At 49.6% G+C, this 17,775-nt stretch carries 20 protein-coding genes and 1 other annotated feature; of the genes, 5 read left to right on the top strand and 15 right to left on the bottom strand.

The features are described from left to right. Positions 1–212: 212 nt before the first annotated feature. The 3 genes from ppsR (at position 213) to hemP (ending at position 2,572) form a co-directional block, all read left to right on the top strand. The gene (ppsR, locus tag A1SC_RS17840; protein WP_000368060.1) at positions 213–1,046 is read left to right on the top strand and encodes a posphoenolpyruvate synthetase regulatory kinase/phosphorylase PpsR; all 834 of its coding nucleotides are present in this window, start codon (positions 213–215) and stop codon (positions 1,044–1,046) included. Between the two features lie 156 nt (positions 1,047–1,202). Continuing rightward, positions 1,203–2,249, top strand: a complete 1,047-nt coding sequence (gene aroH / locus A1SC_RS17845; protein WP_001516314.1) for a 3-deoxy-7-phosphoheptulonate synthase AroH — start codon at positions 1,203–1,205, stop codon at positions 2,247–2,249. Positions 2,250–2,380: 131 nt separating this feature from the next. Further along, complete coding sequence (gene hemP, locus A1SC_RS17850) at positions 2,381–2,572, top strand: hemin uptake protein HemP (protein WP_001516313.1); 192 nt, start codon at positions 2,381–2,383, stop codon at positions 2,570–2,572. Positions 2,573–2,575: 3 nt separating this feature from the next. Here hemP and selO read toward each other — a convergent pair whose 3' ends face one another. The 14 genes from selO to thrS all read right to left on the bottom strand — a co-directional run bounded on the left by selO (position 2,576) and on the right by thrS (position 15,328). Next, the gene (gene selO / locus A1SC_RS17855) at positions 2,576–4,012 is read right to left on the bottom strand and encodes a protein adenylyltransferase SelO (protein WP_016248661.1); all 1,437 of its coding nucleotides are present in this window, start codon (positions 4,010–4,012) and stop codon (positions 2,576–2,578) included. Between the two features lie 62 nt (positions 4,013–4,074). Beyond that, positions 4,075–4,788, bottom strand: coding sequence for an EAL domain-containing protein (locus tag A1SC_RS17860; RefSeq protein WP_000866247.1), 714 nt, complete (start codon positions 4,786–4,788; stop codon positions 4,075–4,077). 243 nt (positions 4,789–5,031) lie between these two features. Further along, positions 5,032–5,496 carry a C40 family peptidase gene (locus A1SC_RS17865; protein ID WP_001209789.1) on the bottom strand — a complete coding sequence of 155 codons (465 nt, stop codon included), beginning with the start codon at positions 5,494–5,496 and terminating at the stop codon, positions 5,032–5,034. A gap of 77 nt (positions 5,497–5,573) precedes the next feature. Beyond that, positions 5,574–6,323 carry a vitamin B12 ABC transporter ATP-binding protein BtuD gene (gene btuD, locus A1SC_RS17870; RefSeq protein ID WP_016261978.1) on the bottom strand — a complete coding sequence of 250 codons (750 nt, stop codon included), beginning with the start codon at positions 6,321–6,323 and terminating at the stop codon, positions 5,574–5,576. Further along, a complete protein-coding gene (gene btuE / locus A1SC_RS17875) occupies positions 6,323–6,874 on the bottom strand; it encodes a bifunctional thioredoxin/glutathione peroxidase (protein ID WP_016248660.1) in 552 nt (183 codons plus the stop codon). Before btuE ends, btuD begins: the two co-directional genes overlap by 1 nt. 61 nt (positions 6,875–6,935) lie before the next feature. Beyond that, entirely contained in the window at positions 6,936–7,916 is a 981-nt protein-coding gene (btuC, locus tag A1SC_RS17880) for a vitamin B12 ABC transporter permease BtuC (protein ID WP_016248659.1), read from the bottom strand. Positions 7,917–8,016: 100 nt separating this feature from the next. Continuing rightward, on the bottom strand, positions 8,017–8,316 hold the full coding sequence (ihfA, locus tag A1SC_RS17885; protein WP_001229265.1) for an integration host factor subunit alpha: 300 nt from the start codon (positions 8,314–8,316) through the stop codon (positions 8,017–8,019). 4 nt (positions 8,317–8,320) lie between these two features. Next, positions 8,321–10,708, bottom strand: coding sequence for a phenylalanine--tRNA ligase subunit beta (gene pheT, locus A1SC_RS17890; RefSeq protein ID WP_000672317.1), 2,388 nt, complete (start codon positions 10,706–10,708; stop codon positions 8,321–8,323). A 14-nt stretch (positions 10,709–10,722) separates the two neighbouring features. Beyond that, positions 10,723–11,706 (bottom strand): phenylalanine--tRNA ligase subunit alpha, encoded by a 984-nt coding sequence (gene pheS, locus A1SC_RS17895; protein ID WP_016261977.1) that lies wholly within the window; start codon positions 11,704–11,706, stop codon positions 10,723–10,725. A gap of 208 nt (positions 11,707–11,914) precedes the next feature. After that, positions 11,915–12,039: a sequence feature (Phe leader region), on the bottom strand. Beyond that, entirely contained in the window at positions 11,989–12,033 is a 45-nt protein-coding gene (gene pheM / locus A1SC_RS25385; protein WP_001386830.1) for a pheST operon leader peptide PheM, read from the bottom strand. (Overlaps the previous feature by 45 nt.) 116 nt (positions 12,040–12,155) lie before the next feature. Beyond that, entirely contained in the window at positions 12,156–12,512 is a 357-nt protein-coding gene (gene rplT, locus A1SC_RS17900) for a 50S ribosomal protein L20 (protein ID WP_000124850.1), read from the bottom strand. A gap of 51 nt (positions 12,513–12,563) precedes the next feature. Beyond that, a complete protein-coding gene (gene rpmI / locus A1SC_RS17905) occupies positions 12,564–12,761 on the bottom strand; it encodes a 50S ribosomal protein L35 (protein ID WP_001124225.1) in 198 nt (65 codons plus the stop codon). 92 nt (positions 12,762–12,853) lie between these two features. Beyond that, positions 12,854–13,396 (bottom strand): translation initiation factor IF-3, encoded by a 543-nt coding sequence (gene infC / locus A1SC_RS0121275; RefSeq protein ID WP_001700733.1) that lies wholly within the window; start codon positions 13,394–13,396, stop codon positions 12,854–12,856. Between the two features lie 3 nt (positions 13,397–13,399). Continuing rightward, positions 13,400–15,328 (bottom strand): threonine--tRNA ligase, encoded by a 1,929-nt coding sequence (gene thrS, locus A1SC_RS17910; RefSeq protein WP_001144185.1) that lies wholly within the window; start codon positions 15,326–15,328, stop codon positions 13,400–13,402. Positions 15,329–15,629: 301 nt separating this feature from the next. On the opposite strand from thrS, the gene yniD reads away from it, so the two are divergent. Beyond that, positions 15,630–15,737 carry a small membrane protein YniD gene (gene yniD / locus A1SC_RS17915; RefSeq protein WP_001142445.1) on the top strand — a complete coding sequence of 36 codons (108 nt, stop codon included), beginning with the start codon at positions 15,630–15,632 and terminating at the stop codon, positions 15,735–15,737. Between the two features lie 62 nt (positions 15,738–15,799). Here the strand turns inward: yniD and A1SC_RS17920 are convergent, their stop codons facing one another. Then, positions 15,800–16,558, bottom strand: coding sequence for a DUF481 domain-containing protein (locus A1SC_RS17920; protein WP_016261976.1), 759 nt, complete (start codon positions 16,556–16,558; stop codon positions 15,800–15,802). 286 nt (positions 16,559–16,844) lie between these two features. Between A1SC_RS17920 and pfkB the strand changes: the two genes are divergently transcribed. After that, positions 16,845–17,774 (top strand): 6-phosphofructokinase II, encoded by a 930-nt coding sequence (gene pfkB, locus A1SC_RS17925; RefSeq protein ID WP_016261975.1) that lies wholly within the window; start codon positions 16,845–16,847, stop codon positions 17,772–17,774. Position 17,775: the final 1 nt, after the last annotated feature.

Genomic DNA, 17,775 nt, shown 5'->3' with positions numbered 1-17,775 from the left:
TTTAAGACTGCTCCCAGCGTTGCGCAAATCCACTATCTTCGATAATTCCCACATAAACCATCGGTATAAACGAAACCATAAAAATGAAATGCTATTTTCATAAAAAATAAAATTGAAGGTTCATTTTATAAACCAGTCATAACGTTCTACGCTTCTGTGCATTTTTAATTTATGCTTTCATAGAATTATGTCTGCATCTCGGGAAGAACAAAATGGATAATGCTGTTGATCGCCACGTTTTTTATATTTCTGATGGTACGGCAATTACTGCGGAGGTATTAGGTCACGCAGTCATGTCGCAATTTCCCGTTACTATCAGCAGCATTACGCTGCCGTTTGTCGAAAATGAGAGCCGTGCACGGGCGGTGAAAGATCAGATCGACGCGATTTACCAGCAGACGGGCGTGCGCCCGCTGGTCTTTTACTCCATTGTGTTACCGGAGATTCGCAACATCATTTTGCAAAGCGAAGGGTTTTGTCAGGATATTGTTCAGGCGCTGGTTGCTCCGCTACAACAAGAGATGAAGCTGGACCCGACACCAATTGCTCACCGTACCCACGGCCTGAACCCTAATAATCTTAATAAATATGATGCGCGCATTGCGGCGATTGATTACACCCTCGCCCATGATGACGGCATTTCGTTGCGCAATCTGGATCAGGCGCAAGTGATCCTGCTCGGCGTCTCTCGCTGTGGTAAAACACCTACCAGCCTTTACCTCGCGATGCAGTTTGGCATTCGCGCAGCAAACTACCCCTTTATTGCCGATGATATGGACAACCTGGTCCTGCCTGCGTCGCTCAAACCACTTCAGCATAAGTTGTTCGGCCTGACTATTGACCCGGAGCGGCTGGCAGCCATTCGCGAAGAACGTAGAGAGAACAGCCGCTATGCCTCGTTGCGTCAGTGCCGGATGGAAGTCGCAGAAGTGGAAGCGTTGTACCGTAAAAATCAGATCCCGTGGATCAACAGTACCAATTATTCGGTAGAAGAGATTGCCACCAAAATCCTTGATATCATGGGACTTAGTCGGAGAATGTACTAGAAAACTAGTATAGAAGTTCGTTTTTTTGTTACTATGCCGTCAATTGCGCGAGGTGTTGCCTGCCTCGCACTTGAAATCAGCAGGGATTGGTTTATCGTGATGCGCATCACTTCCTGGCAACCCTGCCGTTGAAGCAACAAATTTCTGAGACTTGTAATGAACAGAACTGACGAACTCCGTACTGCGCGTATCGAGAGTCTGGTAACGCCCGCTGAACTCGCGCTGCGGTATCCCGTAACGCCTGGCGTTGCCAGCCATGTAATTGATTCCCGGCGCAGAATTGAAAAAATATTGAATGGTGAAGACAAGCGACTGTTGGTCGTTATTGGTCCCTGTTCGATCCACGATCTTACCGCTGCAATGGAGTACGCCACCCGTCTGCAGGCGCTGCGTAATCAGTACCAGTCACGGCTGGAAATCGTAATGCGCACTTATTTTGAAAAACCGCGCACCGTTGTCGGCTGGAAAGGATTAATTTCCGACCCGGATTTAAACGGCAGCTATCGCGTAAATCACGGCCTCGAACTGGCGCGCAAGTTACTGTTGCAGGTGAATGAACTGGGTGTGCCCACTGCCACTGAGTTTCTCGATATGGTGACCGGTCAGTTTATTGCCGATCTGATTAGCTGGGGGGCGATTGGCGCACGCACAACCGAAAGCCAGATCCACCGTGAAATGGCTTCAGCTCTCTCCTGCCCGGTAGGTTTTAAAAATGGCACTGATGGCAACACGCGGATTGCCGTAGATGCAATCCGTGCTGCCCGCGCCAGCCATATGTTCCTCTCGCCAGACAAAAACGGCCAGATGACCATTTACCAGACCAGCGGCAACCCGTATGGCCACATTATTATGCGTGGCGGCAAAAAACCGAATTACCATGCCGATGATATCGCCGCCGCCTGCGATACATTGCACGAGTTTGATTTACCAGAACATCTGGTGGTGGATTTCAGCCACGGCAATTGCCAGAAGCAGCATCGTCGCCAGTTAGAAGTCTGTGAAGATATTTGTCAGCAAATCCGCAATGGCTCTACGGCGATTGCCGGCATTATGGCGGAAAGTTTCCTGCGCGAAGGTACGCAAAAAATTGTCGGCGGTCAGCCGCTCACCTATGGCCAATCCATTACCGACCCGTGTTTAGGCTGGGAAGATACCGAACACCTGATCGAAAAACTCGCCTCTGCGGTAGATACCCGCTTCTGAATGCGTGCCCATTCCGTCGGGAATGGGCATTTCTGCTCAACCTGTTGTCTTCTCAACGAATTATTACTTGCCCTGACGCAATATTATATTGATAATAAGAATCATTGTTATATCAATTATTATTAATTTTTATGAGCTATACGGATAGCAGCAGACTCACGCCTAAAACGGATGCAAATCAGAAGGCTCCTTCCCCACAGCCCATTCGGCGGATTGCCAGCCAGACACTGCTAGGTCCGGATGGCAAGCTCATCATTGATCATGACGGACAAGAATATCTGCTACGTAAAACACAGGCAGGCAAACTGTTGCTGACCAAGTAGCGTTTAACTTGAACAACTGACTTCCAGCCGTTTGCCCCAGTCCGGTGGACGGCTGACATAATCATCATCTCTGTCGCTGAAAGGATTTCGCAACGCCTCATGCAGGCGATGTAACTCCGTCATATCGCCTTGTTCTGCCGCCTCGATGGCCCGTTGTGCCAGCCAGTTACGCAACACCAGCGCCGGATTGACGCTCTGCATAAGTTGCTGACGTTCGCTGTCGGTGACTTCATCTTGCTGCAAACGCGCCCGATAACGCGCAAACCAGTTATCAAACGCCGCACGATCAATAAATTCATCACGCAGTGGTGATGCCGCGCTGTGCTGCCCGGTCAGACTCAACATGCGGAATGTGCGGGTATAATCGCTGCGCTCTCGCGCCATCAGGCTGAATAATTCACTCAGCAAAACGTTATCCTCTTTTTGCTCCGTCATGAAGCCCAGTTTTCGGCGCATCCGTTGCCCATATTCGCTCAACAAAACCTGCTGATAGCTGTCCAGTGCCTCATTCAACGCATCCACAGAAATAAATGGCGATAATGTCTGTGCCAGACGCTGTAAATTCCACAACGCGACGGCAGGTTGATTATCAAAACTGTAACGCCCTTGATGATCCGAGTGATTACAGATAAAGCCCGGTTCGTAATCATCAAGAAAACCAAACGGTCCGTAATCGAGCGTCAATCCGAGAATTGACATATTGTCAGTGTTCATCACGCCATGTGCAAAGCCGACTGTCTGCCAGTTAGCAATTAACGACGCGGTACGTGCAACAACATCGGTAAACCAGAGACGGTATTTGTTCTCATCATCCTGAAGGTGCGGCCAGTAATGACGAATGGCAAAATCAGCCAACTGGCGAACTTTTTCCGGCTCGCGGCGATAATAAAAGTGCTCGAAGTGGCCAAATCGTAAGTGACTGCGCGCCACACGCATCAGCATCGCGCCCGATTCCACCGTTTCCCGATAAACCGGCGTATCGCTGGTGACAATACTTAAAGCGCGCGTCGTTGAAATGCCCAGGTAATGCATCGCCTCGCTGGCGAGGCTTTCGCGAATCGTAGAGCGTAATACCGCCCGTCCATCGCCCATTCGCGAATAAGGCGTCAGCCCCGCACCTTTCAAATGCCAGTCCATTGTGGTGCCATCGGCAAGCTGTTGCTCACCAAGTAGAATGCCGCGCCCGTCACCCAACTGGCCCGCCCAGACGCCAAACTGATGACCACTGTAGACCTGCGCCAGTGGTGACATGCCCGGTAGTAATGTTTCTCCTCCCCAGACGCCCGCGCCACTTTCAAACAGCGACGATGGAATACCCAGCGTATTAGCCAGTTCGGCGTTATACCAGATCAGCCGGGCATTATTTAAAGGCGTGGGGGAAAGTGATGTATAAGTTGCAGGTAATTCATCACGCCAGCGAGTAATAAAAGACAGGGTCATAGATCCTCCTGTCTGATAGTGTAGACGGTAACCCTCGTCTTAAACACCAGCAAACAAAGGGGTTATCGCTGAACCAGAGTTGTTACCTTGCTTACGGGAACGGCTGGCCATAAGCTTCCTTGTAGGGCATGGAAACCATACGGCGTTATTTTCGCCAACATTCCTGAGGTATCAATACCCGCCGCAATGATATAGTTGCAACAGGGTGATATTTGCGCATGAATAGCACGAATAAATGGCGCGAAGGATGTATTAGCTATTTGTTGCTGAACAAAGCCTTTATCCAACATAACTCGGGTGAAAAGACCATCAAATATCGCTTTCATGGTACTGTTTCCCGCACCTAAATTTCCCAATACCAATGGAAAAATTTGCGATAAGTGCAAAAGGTTGTAATTATCTTTCCCCTCATTAAGCTGTGGATAATTTTCATTAATCCGCAATTCAACAAAGGGGATTTTTAATAGTTGGGCTGCGTAATTATTATCAATTAATAATAACCTTGCCACTTGCGGTGTCAAATTAACCCATGCAAAGAGTTTGTGTCGAATAAAAAAATGTTGGCATGATTTAAGTAATTCCAACTGCTCGACAAATAACTGCCAATGCTGCTCCTCGGAAAGTTGCGCCATAACCCGCGTCGTCGGGATGCGAACCGTACCGTCTTCACTGGAGAAATGGGTTATTAATTCAATCCCAACAAGATTTTGCTGACTATCTCTTATCGGCAGAAAATAGCAATCAGAATGATAAACATTCTCCAGTAGAACCTTCATGGTAACCACCCTTCTCCAGGAATGTTTTTGCAATTCCGGCTAAAAAAGATGAGACCATAAGGCATAAAAAATACAGATCGGATAACTTTCATTTTTTCCTTGTTAACCACTTTTTCAGGGGTCCCTTTTAAGATTATCCTAATTATAAACGAATATTCCATTTACGGAATTTTTGTCTGAAAAATACTACTTTATTCAGAAGTAAAAGGACGGCGATGTATCATCACCGTCCTTTTTGACATACTAGATCCGTCTTGCTTGCCAGAAATTTTTCTGCCAGTAGACATTATCAAGGGAAGAGCGCATCACCCCTTTGCTGGTAGAAGCATGAATAAATTGGTTGTTGGTATCATAAATACCCACATGTAAACCATTTTGCCCGGAGCCAGTTTTGAAAAAAACCAGATCGCCTGGCAGCAACTCTTCTTTATCAATTTGAGTACCGATAGAGGCCTGCTGCTTTGTTTCACGCGGCAACTGCAAATCGAAACGATCGCGCATCGTTACGACCACAAAGCCTGAGCAGTCCACCCCACGACGACTCATGCCGCCATAACGATAAGGTGTGCCATGCCAGCTTTGTAGTTGATCGTTCAAACCGGCAATGACGGTAATAGAGTCAGAAAGTCTGGCATTTGGCGGCGGCGCTTTGTGATGGCTACACCCAACCAGAAACAGTGCTGTGATTAAAATAAGGCAGAAACGCATTCCGTACGAATCCTCTGTTTTTTATTCTTGCATTAATTTAGCGTCGAAATTACCCGATTTTCAAGATGCTATTGCTATCAGGCAGTCGAAATCAGCATTCTGTGTCCTTCAATGTCCAGACGGCGGAAATTCATCCCGTAAGCCTGGGCCAGGTTCGGCGGCGTCAAAACTTCATCCCGGCGTCCACTGGCTAACAGTTTCCCTTGTTTAAGTAACCAGGCCCGATGCGCGTGACGCAATGTGTGATTGAGATCGTGACTGCTCATCACTATCGCCAGTCCTTGCTGGCACAGCGCGCTCAGAATTTTGTCTAACGCACTTTGCTGGGCAACATCAAGGCTGTTCATGGGTTCATCGAGAAGCAGCAATTGACCATCAGGATTGGCTTGCGGCGTGATTTGCAGTACCACCGCAGCAAGACGCACTCGTTGCCATTCACCGCCGGAAAGTTGATTAGTGTTACGTCCGAGCTTGTCATCAAGGGCCAGCGCCCCGGCAACATCATTTAGCAGGTCAGTACGCGTTTTATCATGCTGATGCATGGTCAGGTAATGCCATACCGGCATAGCAAATGGCGGCGTTTGTTGCTGCGAAAGGTAAGCACGATGCAGCGCGAGCTTCGCCGCGGACCATGCTTCCAGTGGCTGGCCAGCAAACTGAATGTTTCCCATACCGCTGGTCATTCCGGCCATCCGCGCCAGCAACGTACTCTTGCCTGCGCCGTTCGGCCCCACCAGATGCAGGATCTCCCCTGCCCGGACTTCGCCAGAAAGCGGCCCCAGGCGGGTTGATTCCGCAATATCCTGTAACTGCATCACAATAGACATTATTTCGCCAACGCCTGTTTAATGCTTTCCATCACAATAGGATCTTCCGGCGTCATATCCGGGGAAAAACGCTGGATAACCTTACCATCCCTGCCCACTAAGAATTTTTCAAAATTCCATAAAATATCATCAGGATACAGTGGTGCCCGCCCCTTACTGGCCAGGCGCGTATAGAATCCGCTTTCTTCCGGCGCAACGGCGGTCGGCGCTGCGGCAATCAATTTTTGGTACAGCGGATGACGACCTTCGCCATTAACTTCAACCTTACTGAACATCGGGAACGTCACACCCCAGGTCGTTGTACAGTAAGTTTTAATTTCTTCATCGCTGCCCGGCTCTTGCTCAAGAAACTGGTTGCACGGAAATCCCAATACTATAAAACCACGATCGGCCCAAGCTTTCTGAATGTTCTCTAACTGTTCATATTGCGGCGTTAAGCCACACTTTGAGGCGACATTGACAATCAGTAGCACATTACCGGCATATTTCTCCAGCGTGGTCACTTCACCGTCAATCGTCTTCACTACGGTGGTCAGTATGGAATCTTGCATCGTGTCTCCTGGATGAGGTCAGTAAAAATCTTAGCTTTTAATCATAGACCGTCTTTTGCGGCTAACGCCCTGCTTTTAACAATAACCAGATAAACACCGGCGCTCCCAGGGTTGCGGTGACCACACCAATGGGCAACTCGGCGGAAACCAGCGCCAGGCGAGCGACAATATCAGCGAGAAGCAATGCGGTAGCTCCCGCCAACGCACAGCCGGGAAGCAATACACGATGATCGGTTAACCCGCACAGCCGCAGAATATGCGGGATCACCAACCCAATAAATCCGATAGCACCAGCAAGCGCCACACTGACGCCGACCATCCAGCCGGTCGCGGCCACCAGCACATTGCGCCAGAACCACAGAGGCAAACCTAACTGTCGCGCCGGGATCTCACCAAGCGCTAACATATTCATCGGTCTGGACTGGCAGCAGACCCACAGCAGCACGGGAATCAACGCCAGCATCAACCAACTTTGCCGCCACTCAACGCCGCCAAAGCCGCCCATCATCCAATACATCAACTGCCGTAAATCAACAGAAGTGGAAAAGTAGATGGCCCACGTCATTAATGCACTACAGATAATCCCTAATGCAACCCCCGCCAGCAATAATCGGCTGGTCGAAAGATGACGACGAGCAAAACGTAAGAGAATTAAAGTGATAATGAGCGCACCAGCAATAGCACAAAGTCCCAGCGCCCACTCAGGTAATTGCCCTTGCCCCAGCAATACAGCAGCAATAAGCCCCACACCTGCACCGTTAGAGACGCCGAGTAGCCCGGGTTCTGCCAATGGGTTTTCAAATAACGCCTGCATCACTGCACCGGACAATGCCAGCGCCGCTCCAACCAATAGCACAGCCAGCGTGCGCGGAAGACGTATTTGCCAGATAAAAAGCTCGCCTCGGGGGGTAAGCCAGTCATCTGGCGAGATCCATTGTTCACCAGCACAAAGGCTTAAAAGAAGCGCCAGCAGCATTAATGCTGACAAGGTAAATAACCAGCGTACATTTTGTCGCTGTTGTTGGCGGGCAAGTGTCAGCATGATATCCGTTCAGCTTCAGAATAATGCTGTTGATTTTACGGTGACTCAGCGGGAGTGAAAAGAAAAAAGGCCGCAGAGCGGCCTTTTTAGTTAGATCAGATTACTCGTCTTTGGGCGAAGCGTTTTCGACCCGGCTTTTTAACTTCTGCCCTGGTCTGAAGGTCACCACGCGCCGTGCTGTAATGGGAATATCTTCGCCCGTTTTCGGGTTACGTCCCGGACGTTGATTCTTATCACGCAGATCGAAGTTACCAAAGCCAGAGAGTTTTACCTGCTCGCCGTTTTCCAGAGCGCGACGGATCTCTTCGAAAAACAGTTCAACCAGTTCTTTGGCATCCCGCTTGCTAAGCCCAAGCTTATCAAACAGATATTCTGACATTTCAGCTTTTGTAAGCGCCATAGGTTCAATCCCTCAATGATGCCTGGAATCGCTCTTTTAATGCCTCTACACATTTGGCGACGGTAGCGGCAATCTCCTCTTCTTCGAGTGTACGGCTGGTATCTTGCAGGATCAGGCTTATGGCGAGGCTCTTATACCCCTCCGCAACACCCTTACCGCGGTACACGTCAAATAAGTTTACGCCAACTACCTGATTTACGCCAACTTTCTTACATTCGGATAAAATATCCGCAGCGGGAACGTTTTCTGCGACCACAACCGCGATGTCGCGACGGTTCGCCGGGAAGCGAGAAATCTCGCGCGCTTGAGGCACCACGCGGTCTGCGAGCTTGCTCCACTCCAGTTCGAACACCAGAGTGCGACCGTTGAGATCCAGTTTACGTTCCAGTTCAGGATGAACAACCCCAACAAAACCAATGCGTTCACCTTTCAGATAAATCGCTGCGGATTGTCCAGGATGCAGCGCCGGATTCGCTTCTGCACGGAACTCAACCTCATTCAGTTTACCAGTCAGGTCGAGAACGGATTCCAGATCACCTTTCAAATCATAGAAATCAACGGTCTCTTTTGCCAGGTTCCAGTGCTCTTCATAACGGTTACCGCAAATAACACCAGCTAACATCAGATCCTGACGAATGCCCAATGGTGCCTGAGTGTCCGGAACAAAACGCAGACCACTTTCGAAAATACGCACACGGTTTTGCTGACGGTTCTGGTTGTACACTACCGTTGCCAGCAGGCCAGTCCACAAAGAAAGGCGCATTGCTGACATTTCAACCGAGATCGGACTTGGCAGCAGTAACGCTTCTGCACCCGGGTGGATCATCTGCTGAACTTTCGGATCCACGAAGCTGTAGGTGATCACTTCCTGATAGCCTTTGTCGTTGAGAAGCGTTTTCACACGCTTGAGCGACAGGTCAGCTTCGCGGTGAGTGCCCATAATCAGGCTCGCCTGCACCGGCTCGTCCGGAATGTTGTTGTAGCCATAAACACGAGCGACCTCTTCGACCAGATCCTCTTCAATCTCCATGTCGAAACGCCAGCTCGGCGCAACTGCCTGCCACTCGTCCTTACCTTCGGTCACTTTGCAGCCGAGGCGGCGCAGAATGTCGGTAACCTGCTCATCGGCAATATGATGGCCGATCAGGCGATCCAGTTTGCTGCGACGTAAAGTGATAGTCGCACGCTTCGGCAGCGTTGCTTCGTTGGTGATATCGATAACCGGACCTGCTTCACCGCCGCAAATGTCAATCAGCAGACGAGTCGCACGTTCCATTGCTTTATGCTGCAGTGCCGGATCAACACCACGCTCGTAACGGTGAGACGCATCGGTATGCAGGCCATGACGACGAGCACGACCGGTGATAGACAGCGGGCTGAAGAAAGCGCATTCCAGCAAAACGTTTTGCGTTTCTTCATTTACGCCAGAATGTTCGCCGCCGAAGATGCCACCCATTGCCAGTGCCTTGTTGTGGTCAGCAATAACCAGAGTGTCAGCATTCAGCTTCGCTTCAGTGCCATCGAGCAACACCAGCGTTTCACCCTCTTTCGCCATCCGCACCACAATACCGCCTTCAATGCGATCTTTATCGAAAGCGTGCATCGGTTGACCCAGTTCAAGGAGCACGTAGTTGGTCACGTCAACGACCGCATCGATAGAACGAATGCCGCAGCGACGCAGTTTTTCTTTCATCCACAGTGGAGTTGGGGCTTTAACGTTAATGCCTTTTACGACGCGACCAAGATAACGTGGGCAGGCTTCAGGCGCTTCTACTGCAATCGGCAACGTATCGTCAATGGTTGCACCAACCGGAATGATTTCCGGTTCAACCAGCGGCAACTGGTTCAGCACAGCAACGTCGCGCGCAACACCAATGATGCCTAAGCAGTCGGCACGGTTTGGCGTAACGCTGATTTCGATAGTGTTATCATCGAGTTTCAGGTATTCACGAATGTCAGTACCAATCGGCGCATCCGCTGGCAGTTCAATAATGCCGTTATGATCGTCAGAAATGCCCAGCTCGGAGAAAGAGCACAGCATCCCTTCAGACGGTTCGCCACGCAGTTTCGCCGCTTTAATTTTAAAATCACCCGGCAGAACAGCACCAATGGTCGCTACCGCCACACGCAGGCCCTGACGGCAGTTTGGTGCGCCACAGACAATATCCAGCAGGCGATCACCACCAACGTTGACTTTCGTCACTCGCAGTTTGTCAGCGTTTGGATGCTGTGCGCACTCAACTACTTCACCAACAACCACGCCATGGAAGCTACCGGCAACCGGTTCTACACCGTCAACTTCCAGACCCGCCATAGTGATTTGATTCGCCAGCGCATCGCTATCAATCGCTGGGTTCACCCATTCGCGTAACCACAGTTCACTGAATTTCATAATCTATTCCTGCCTTATTTAAACTGTTTGAGGAAACGCAGATCGTTTTCGAAGAATGAACGCAGGTCGGTGACGCCGTAACGCAACATAGTCAGGCGCTCCATCCCCATCCCAAAGGCAAAACCGGAGTAAACTTCCGGGTCGATACCGACGTTACGCAGCACATTTGGATGCACCATGCCGCAACCCAGCACTTCCAACCATTTGCCATTTTTACCCATAACGTCCACTTCTGCAGACGGTTCGGTGAACGGGAAGTAGGAAGGACGGAAGCGGATCTGCAAATCTTCTTCAAAGAAGTTACGCAGGAAGTCGTGCAGTGTGCCTTTCAGGTTGGTAAAGCTGATGTTGGTGTCAACAATCAGGCCTTCCATCTGATGGAACATCGGTGTGTGAGTCTGGTCGTAGTCGTTACGATAAACACGGCCAGGTGCGATGATACGAATCGGTGGCTGCTGGGCTTTCATGGTGCGGATCTGTACGCCAGACGTCTGGGTACGCAGCAGGCGAGTAGCATCAAACCAGAAAGTGTCGTGGTCAGCGCGCGCCGGGTGGTGACCTGGAATGTTCAGAGCATCAAAGTTATGATAATCGTCTTCGATTTCCGGCCCGGTAGCCACGGTAAAGCCAAGCTCACCGAAGAAACTTTCGATACGGTCGATAGTACGGGTCACCGGATGCAGACCGCCGTTTTCAATACGACGCCCCGGCAAGGAGACATCAATAGTTTCTGCTGCCAGACGCGCATTCAACGCCGCGCTTTCCAGCGCGGCTTTACGCGCATTCAGCGCCTGCTGCACCTGCTCTTTTGCTTCGTTGATAACCGCACCGGCTGCCGGACGCTCTTCTGGCGGCAGCTCACGCAGGGTCGTCATCTGAAGGGTCAAGTGCCCTTTTTTACCCAAATATTCGACGCGCACATTGTCTAACGCGGCAACATCTGACGCCTGGCTAATGGCCGCCTTCGCACTGGCAACCAGTTCTGCGAGATGTGACATGGTTTTCCTCATTGTGTCGGTGGTGACACTGGTTCGTTGGACTTAGAGCCTATCCCATCAGGTTATTTTACTTGCCATTTTGTCCCGGGCAGTGCTCGAAATCCTCACGTACTTAAGTACGCTCCGGTTTCTCCGCGCTGGCCGTGTCCAAACTGACTGCGACAATTACGCCTGATGAGACAGGCTTTTTATTTTTCAGAACGCGCATACAAAAAAAGCCTCCACTGGGAGGCTTTCAGGCGCTGTTTTCCGTTTCTCTTCTCACGCGCTAGCCTCCTGGAGTCAGGTGCTAAAGTAAAAAAAGAAGCGGAAAATAGCAGCATTCATTGCTTGCGTTACCTTTTGGAACTTTTCAAAAGACCTTTATTGAAAAGGCTACGACGATAAAAGTCAATGTTCTGATAGTGTTGAAACGAAAAGAGGGAGACAAGCTCCCTCTTTCAACTGGCTTATGCCAGAGCTGCTTTCGCTTTTTCAACCAGAGCGGTGAACGCTACTTTGTCGAATACTGCGATGTCAGCCAGGATCTTACGGTCGATTTCAACAGAGGCTTTTTTCAGGCCATTGATGAATTTGCTGTAAGAAATACCGTTCTGACGTGCTGCTGCGTTGATACGCGCAATCCACAGTTGACGGAACTGACGCTTACGTTGACGACGGTCACGGTAAGCATACTGACCAGCCTTGATAACAGCCTGGAAGGCAACGCGGTATACGCGAGAACGCGCACCGTAGTAGCCTTTAGCTTGTTTCAAAATTTTCTTGTGACGTGCGCGTGCAATAACACCACGTTTTACGCGAGCCATATGTGCTCTCCTGTATCTATTCTAATTAAAAAGTTAAAAAACGTTAACGGCTTATGCGTACGGCAGGCACGCGATTACCAGGCCCAGATCGCCTTTAGAAACCATGGCTTTCGGACGCAGGTGACGTTTACGTTTGGTCGCTTTTTTGGTCAGAATGTGACGCAGGTTAGCGTGCTTGTGCTTAAAACCACCTTTACCGGTTTTTTTGAAGCGCTTAGCAGCACCGCGTACGGTCTTAATTTTTGGCATTTTAATAACTTCCACTTCGCATTGTTGATAAACAGAAACAAAGGCGAATCACCCTGTGAGCCGAGGCCCACAGGAATGATTACTTGATGGCCTTACTGTTTCTTCTTAGGAGCGAGCACCATGATCATCTGGCGGCCTTCGATCTTCGTTGGGAAGGATTCGACCACTGCCAGTTCTTGCAAATCGTCTTTCACGCGATTAAGCACTTCCATACCGATTTGCTGGTGCGCCATCTCACGACCGCGGAAACGCAGTGTGATTTTGGCTTTATCACCCTCTTCCAGAAAGCGAATCAGGCTGCGGAGTTTTACCTGATAGTCGCCTTCATCTGTACCAGGACGGAATTTAATTTCCTTAACCTGGATAACTTTTTGCTTTTTCTTCTGTTCCTTAGAAGACTTGCTCTTTTCATAGAGGAATTTGCCGTAATCCATGATACGACAAACCGGCGGCTCGGCGTTAGGGCTGATCTCGACTAAGTCTACTCCGGCTTCTTCAGCTTTCTCCAGAGCTTCTCTCAGACTCACAATACCAAGCTGCTCGCCTTCCAGACCTGTTAAGCGAACTTCCTGGGCGCGAATTTCGCCATTAATACGGTTAGGGCGCGCCGTTTGAACTCGTTTTCCGCCTTTAATACCTTATTCCTCCAATTGTTTAAGACTGCGGCTGCGAATCTCTTGTTGCAGCTTCTCGATCACTTCATTTACGTCCATGCTTCCCAGGTCTTTACCACGGCGGGTGCGAACGGCAACTTTGCCAGATTCCACCTCTTTATCACCACAGACCAACATATACGGGACGCGACGCAAAGTGTGCTCGCGGATTTTAAAGCCAATCTTCTCATTTCTCAAGTCTGCTTTAACACGAATGCCCGCATTTGATAGTTTTTGCGTCAATTCGTTAACGTATTCAGACTGCGAATCAGTAATGTTCATGATAACAACCTGAACCGGCGCAAGCCAGGTCGGGAAGAAACCAGCGAACTCTTCGGTCAGGATACCGATGAAACGTTCCATAGACCCCAGAATTGCGCGGTGAATCATTACCGGAACCTTACGCTCGTTGTCTTCGCCCACATAGGAGGCGCTCAGACGAGACGGCAAGGAGAAGTCCAGCTGTACCGTACCGCACTGCCATGCACGATCGAGGCAGTCATACAGGGTAAATTCAATTTTCGGACCGTAGAAAGCGCCTTCACCCAGTTGATATTCAAACGGGATGTTGTTTTCTTCCAGCGCAACTGCCAGGTCCGCCTCAGCACGATCCCACATTTCGTCGCTGCCAATACGTTTTTCAGGACGAGTGGAAAGTTTGACCACGATTTTCTCGAAGCCAAAAGTGCTGTACATATCATAGACTAAACGGATACATCCGTTAACTTCATCGCGAATTTGTTCTTCAGTACAGAAGATATGCGCGTCATCCTGGGTGAAACCACGTACACGCATCAGTCCATGCAGAGAACCTGACGGCTCGTTACGGTGGCAGCTACCGAACTCGGCCATACGCAGCGGCAGATCGCGATACGACTTCAGCCCCTGGTTGAAAATTTGTACGTGACCCGGGCAGTTCATCGGCTTAATGCAGTATTCACGGTTCTCTGAAGACGTGGTGAACATCGCATCTTTGTAGTTTTCCCAGTGTCCGGTTTTTTCCCACAGGACGCGGTCCATCATGAACGGACCTTTTACTTCCTGATACTGGTACTCTTTCAGTTTAGAACGTACGAACACTTCCAGTTCACGGAAGATTGTCCAGCCGTCGTTGTGCCAGAACACCATACCCGGCGCTTCTTCCTGCATATGGTACAGGTCAAGCTGCTTACCGATTTTACGGTGGTCGCGTTTAGCGGCTTCTTCCAGGCGCTGCAGGTAAGCGTTGAGGGCTTTTTTGTCTGCCCACGCAGTACCGTAAATACGCTGCAACATTTTGTTGTTGCTATCGCCGCGCCAGTAAGCCCCTGCCGTTTTCATCAGTTTGAAGTGATGGCAGAAACGCATGTTCGGTACGTGCGGACCGCGGCACATATCGACATATTCTTCATGAAAATAGAGACCCGGCAGGTCATCATGGGCAATATTTTCGTCCAGGATGGAGACTTTATAGCTCTCGCCGCGTTTAACAAACGTTTCACGCGCTTCGTGCCAGCTAACTTTCTTCTTAATGACGTCGTAGTTTTTCTCAGCAAGCTCATGCATCCGCTTCTCGAGTGCTTCGACATCTTCCTGGGTTAACGTGCGGTCAAGATCAACGTCATAATAGAAACCGTTGTCAATAACCGGGCCGATTGCCATTTTGGTATGCGGCCAAAGTTGTTTAATTGCGTGCCCTAACAGGTGCGCGCAAGAGTGACGAATGATCTCCAGACCTTCTTCGTCTTTAGCGGTAATGATCGCCAGTTTAGCGTCGTTTTCAATCAAATCGCACGCATCTACCAGTTCGCCATTAACGCGCCCTGCGATACAGGCTTTCGCCAGACCTGGACCAATGTCCAGCGCAACATCCATGGGGCTTACAGCGTGGTCGTAATGGCGTTGGCTGCCATCAGGAAGAGTAATAACAGGCATGTTATATCCTTATTTGCAGTGGTGACCCACACGAAAGATCACATACAAAGATTCATATGAAATTTACCAAAAAGGTTTGGGTTGATTCCCGCTTCACTCTGCGAAATATGTCACAGCATACCGGTTGGTGATGCCAGACCTACACCCACTTTCTGATAATACCGCCTGGCAGTTTACACGGTATTTGTTGTCGGGCAAAGCGACAATCACCATGATCGATATGATATAAATCAACACAGGCAACACCTGCCCATTTTGTTACACTCGATTATCGACTACTCGAAATACGCAGGAAAATCGCATGCCGACAAAACGTTTTGACAAAAAACACTGGAAGATGGTGGTGGTACTACTGGCTATCTGTGGCGCGATGCTGTTACTGCGTTGGGCAGCAATGATTTGGGGCTGAATGGTAAGACTCTATCCGCTAACGTAAAAGCCAGACCGCACGTCGCAGTCCGGCAGTAATAGTTACATTTTATATCCCAGCGATAACGTTGTTCGGCGGTCAGTATGTTCTGGAGCCGATTCAGGCGGTTCAGAGTTCCACGTGACGTTGTAAGCCACTTTAAGACCGAAATGCTCATTGATGGCAACATTCAGCGCACTTTCCGAGTTTAACGTCGTGTCTTCCGCGCCAAAGACGGAAACACCTTGGGTAAATTTAGCGTTGTCGGTCAACTGCCACGCATAAGCCCCGGAAGCATAACCCAGCGGCTGAGTTTCACTGGCATTGTCGGTATATTTGTCGTAACGCACGCCAGGACCGAATTCAAAGCGGAAACTATGTACCGGACCATTCAAAAACTGGCGACCATAACCCGCAGTCAGCACATCGCGTTCGCGATAACCGTTATAACGGTCTGTCAGCCAACTAGCCTGACCAAATAAATAGTCATAGTCAGTTAAATTAAAACGGCTACGCCCGCCCACCGCATATTTTTCCGAAGAACGTTCATCATTAGAAGACGTATTGCTGGCGTTCCCCCACAGCGACCAGGCAGTAGTATACCCATACCAGGTCATAGTGGTATCAGCCGTTAGTGAAGAACTTTTCGTGTTACCTGATTGTGCAAGGTAACCTGCATTCAGATTACCTTCGAAAGGTTTTTTGGCGCTGGCAGGGTCGTCCATGACAGTAAAAACGGAATCATCGGCAGTTGCATTCAGAGACGCAAACATACCCCCCGCCAACATAACGATGGCAGGAACTGTCTTCAAAAGCTTCATTTATTAAAAGTCCGTACAACAAAAAAAGAGACCATCGCGGTCCCGGAAACTTTCTTGAGGATCAAAGAGTAGCGTCCCTGGAAAGGTAACAAATTATAAAAAGGAGTGAAAAACTTAGCAATGACTTCTTATTTCATTTTTTGAATAAGCACATTGCGAAAACAGATATTTATTTATATATCTTTACCCGATTAATTTTATATAAATATCCAATAAATCATATTGTTAATTTCTTCACTTTCCACTGATTCAGTGCCAGACTGAAATCAGCCTATAGGAGGAAATGATGGTACGTATCTATACGTTGACACTTGCGCCTTCTCTCGATAGCGCAACAATTACCCCGCAAATTTATCCCGAAGGAAAACTGCGCTGTACCGCCCCGGTGTTTGAGCCTGGTGGCGGCGGTATTAACGTCGCCCGCGCCATTGCTCACCTTGGGGGTAGCGCCACGGCAATCTTCCCGGCTGGCGGCGCAACCGGCGAACATCTGGTTTCACTGCTGGCTAATGAAAATGTCCCGGTCGCCACTGTCGAAGCAAAAGACTGGACCCGCCAGAATCTGCACGTACATGTAGAATCTACGGGTGAGCAGTACCGATTTGTCATGCCTGGCGCGACGTTAAGTGAAGATGAATTTCGTCAACTTGAAGAACAGGTTCTGGAAATTGAATCTGGGGCTATCCTGGTCATAAGCGGCAGTCTGCCTCCAGGTGTGAAGCTGGAAAAATTAACTCAACTTATCTCCGCTGCACAAAAACAAGGGATTCGTTGCATTGTCGACAGTTCCGGCGATGCACTAAGCGCGGCACTGGCCATTGGCAATATCGAACTGGTGAAACCTAACCAGAAAGAGCTCAGCGCACTGGTCAATCGCGAACTCACCCAGCCAGATGATGTGCGCAAAGCCGCGCAGGAAATCGTAAATAGTGGTAAGGCCAAACGGGTTGTTGTTTCTCTTGGCCCGCAAGGGGCGTTGGGAGTGGACAGCGAAAACTGCATTCAGGTAGTGCCGCCACCGGTGAAAAGCCAGAGTACCGTCGGTGCAGGTGACAGCATGGTCGGCGCGATGACGCTGAAGCTGGCGGAAAATGCCCCTCTTGAAGAAATGGTTCGTTTTGGCGTAGCCGCAGGTAGTGCCGCCACGCTCAATCAAGGAACTCGCCTGTGCTCCCATGACGATACGCAAAAAATTTACGCTTACCTTTCCCACTAAT

The organism is Escherichia sp. KTE52, assembly GCF_000408325.1.
Classification (GTDB): Bacteria; Pseudomonadota; Gammaproteobacteria; order Enterobacterales; family Enterobacteriaceae; genus Escherichia; species Escherichia marmotae.
This window is presented reverse-complemented; position numbering and strand designations above follow the sequence as displayed.

Coding starts and splice junctions, on each gene's coding strand:
- hemP (WP_001516313.1), top strand. CDS start 2,381: ATGAGCTATACGGATAGCAGCAGACTCACGCCTAAAACGGATGCAAAT.
- A1SC_RS17860 (WP_000866247.1), bottom strand. CDS start 4,788: ATGAAGGTTCTACTGGAGAATGTTTATCATTCTGATTGCTATTTTCTG.
- ppsR (WP_000368060.1), top strand. CDS start 213: ATGGATAATGCTGTTGATCGCCACGTTTTTTATATTTCTGATGGTACG.
- pheT (WP_000672317.1), bottom strand. CDS start 10,708: ATGAAATTCAGTGAACTGTGGTTACGCGAATGGGTGAACCCAGCGATT.
- pheS (WP_016261977.1), bottom strand. CDS start 11,706: ATGTCACATCTCGCAGAACTGGTTGCCAGTGCGAAGGCGGCCATTAGC.
- yniD (WP_001142445.1), top strand. CDS start 15,630: ATGCCGACAAAACGTTTTGACAAAAAACACTGGAAGATGGTGGTGGTA.
- thrS (WP_001144185.1), bottom strand. CDS start 15,328: ATGCCTGTTATTACTCTTCCTGATGGCAGCCAACGCCATTACGACCAC.
- btuE (WP_016248660.1), bottom strand. CDS start 6,874: ATGCAAGATTCCATACTGACCACCGTAGTGAAGACGATTGACGGTGAA.
- btuD (WP_016261978.1), bottom strand. CDS start 6,323: ATGTCTATTGTGATGCAGTTACAGGATATTGCGGAATCAACCCGCCTG.
- pfkB (WP_016261975.1), top strand. CDS start 16,845: ATGGTACGTATCTATACGTTGACACTTGCGCCTTCTCTCGATAGCGCA.
- A1SC_RS17865 (WP_001209789.1), bottom strand. CDS start 5,496: ATGCGTTTCTGCCTTATTTTAATCACAGCACTGTTTCTGGTTGGGTGT.
- rplT (WP_000124850.1), bottom strand. CDS start 12,512: ATGGCTCGCGTAAAACGTGGTGTTATTGCACGCGCACGTCACAAGAAA.
- selO (WP_016248661.1), bottom strand. CDS start 4,012: ATGACCCTGTCTTTTATTACTCGCTGGCGTGATGAATTACCTGCAACT.
- A1SC_RS17920 (WP_016261976.1), bottom strand. CDS start 16,558: ATGAAGCTTTTGAAGACAGTTCCTGCCATCGTTATGTTGGCGGGGGGT.
- ihfA (WP_001229265.1), bottom strand. CDS start 8,316: ATGGCGCTTACAAAAGCTGAAATGTCAGAATATCTGTTTGATAAGCTT.
- rpmI (WP_001124225.1), bottom strand. CDS start 12,761: ATGCCAAAAATTAAGACCGTACGCGGTGCTGCTAAGCGCTTCAAAAAA.
- btuC (WP_016248659.1), bottom strand. CDS start 7,916: ATGCTGACACTTGCCCGCCAACAACAGCGACAAAATGTACGCTGGTTA.
- aroH (WP_001516314.1), top strand. CDS start 1,203: ATGAACAGAACTGACGAACTCCGTACTGCGCGTATCGAGAGTCTGGTA.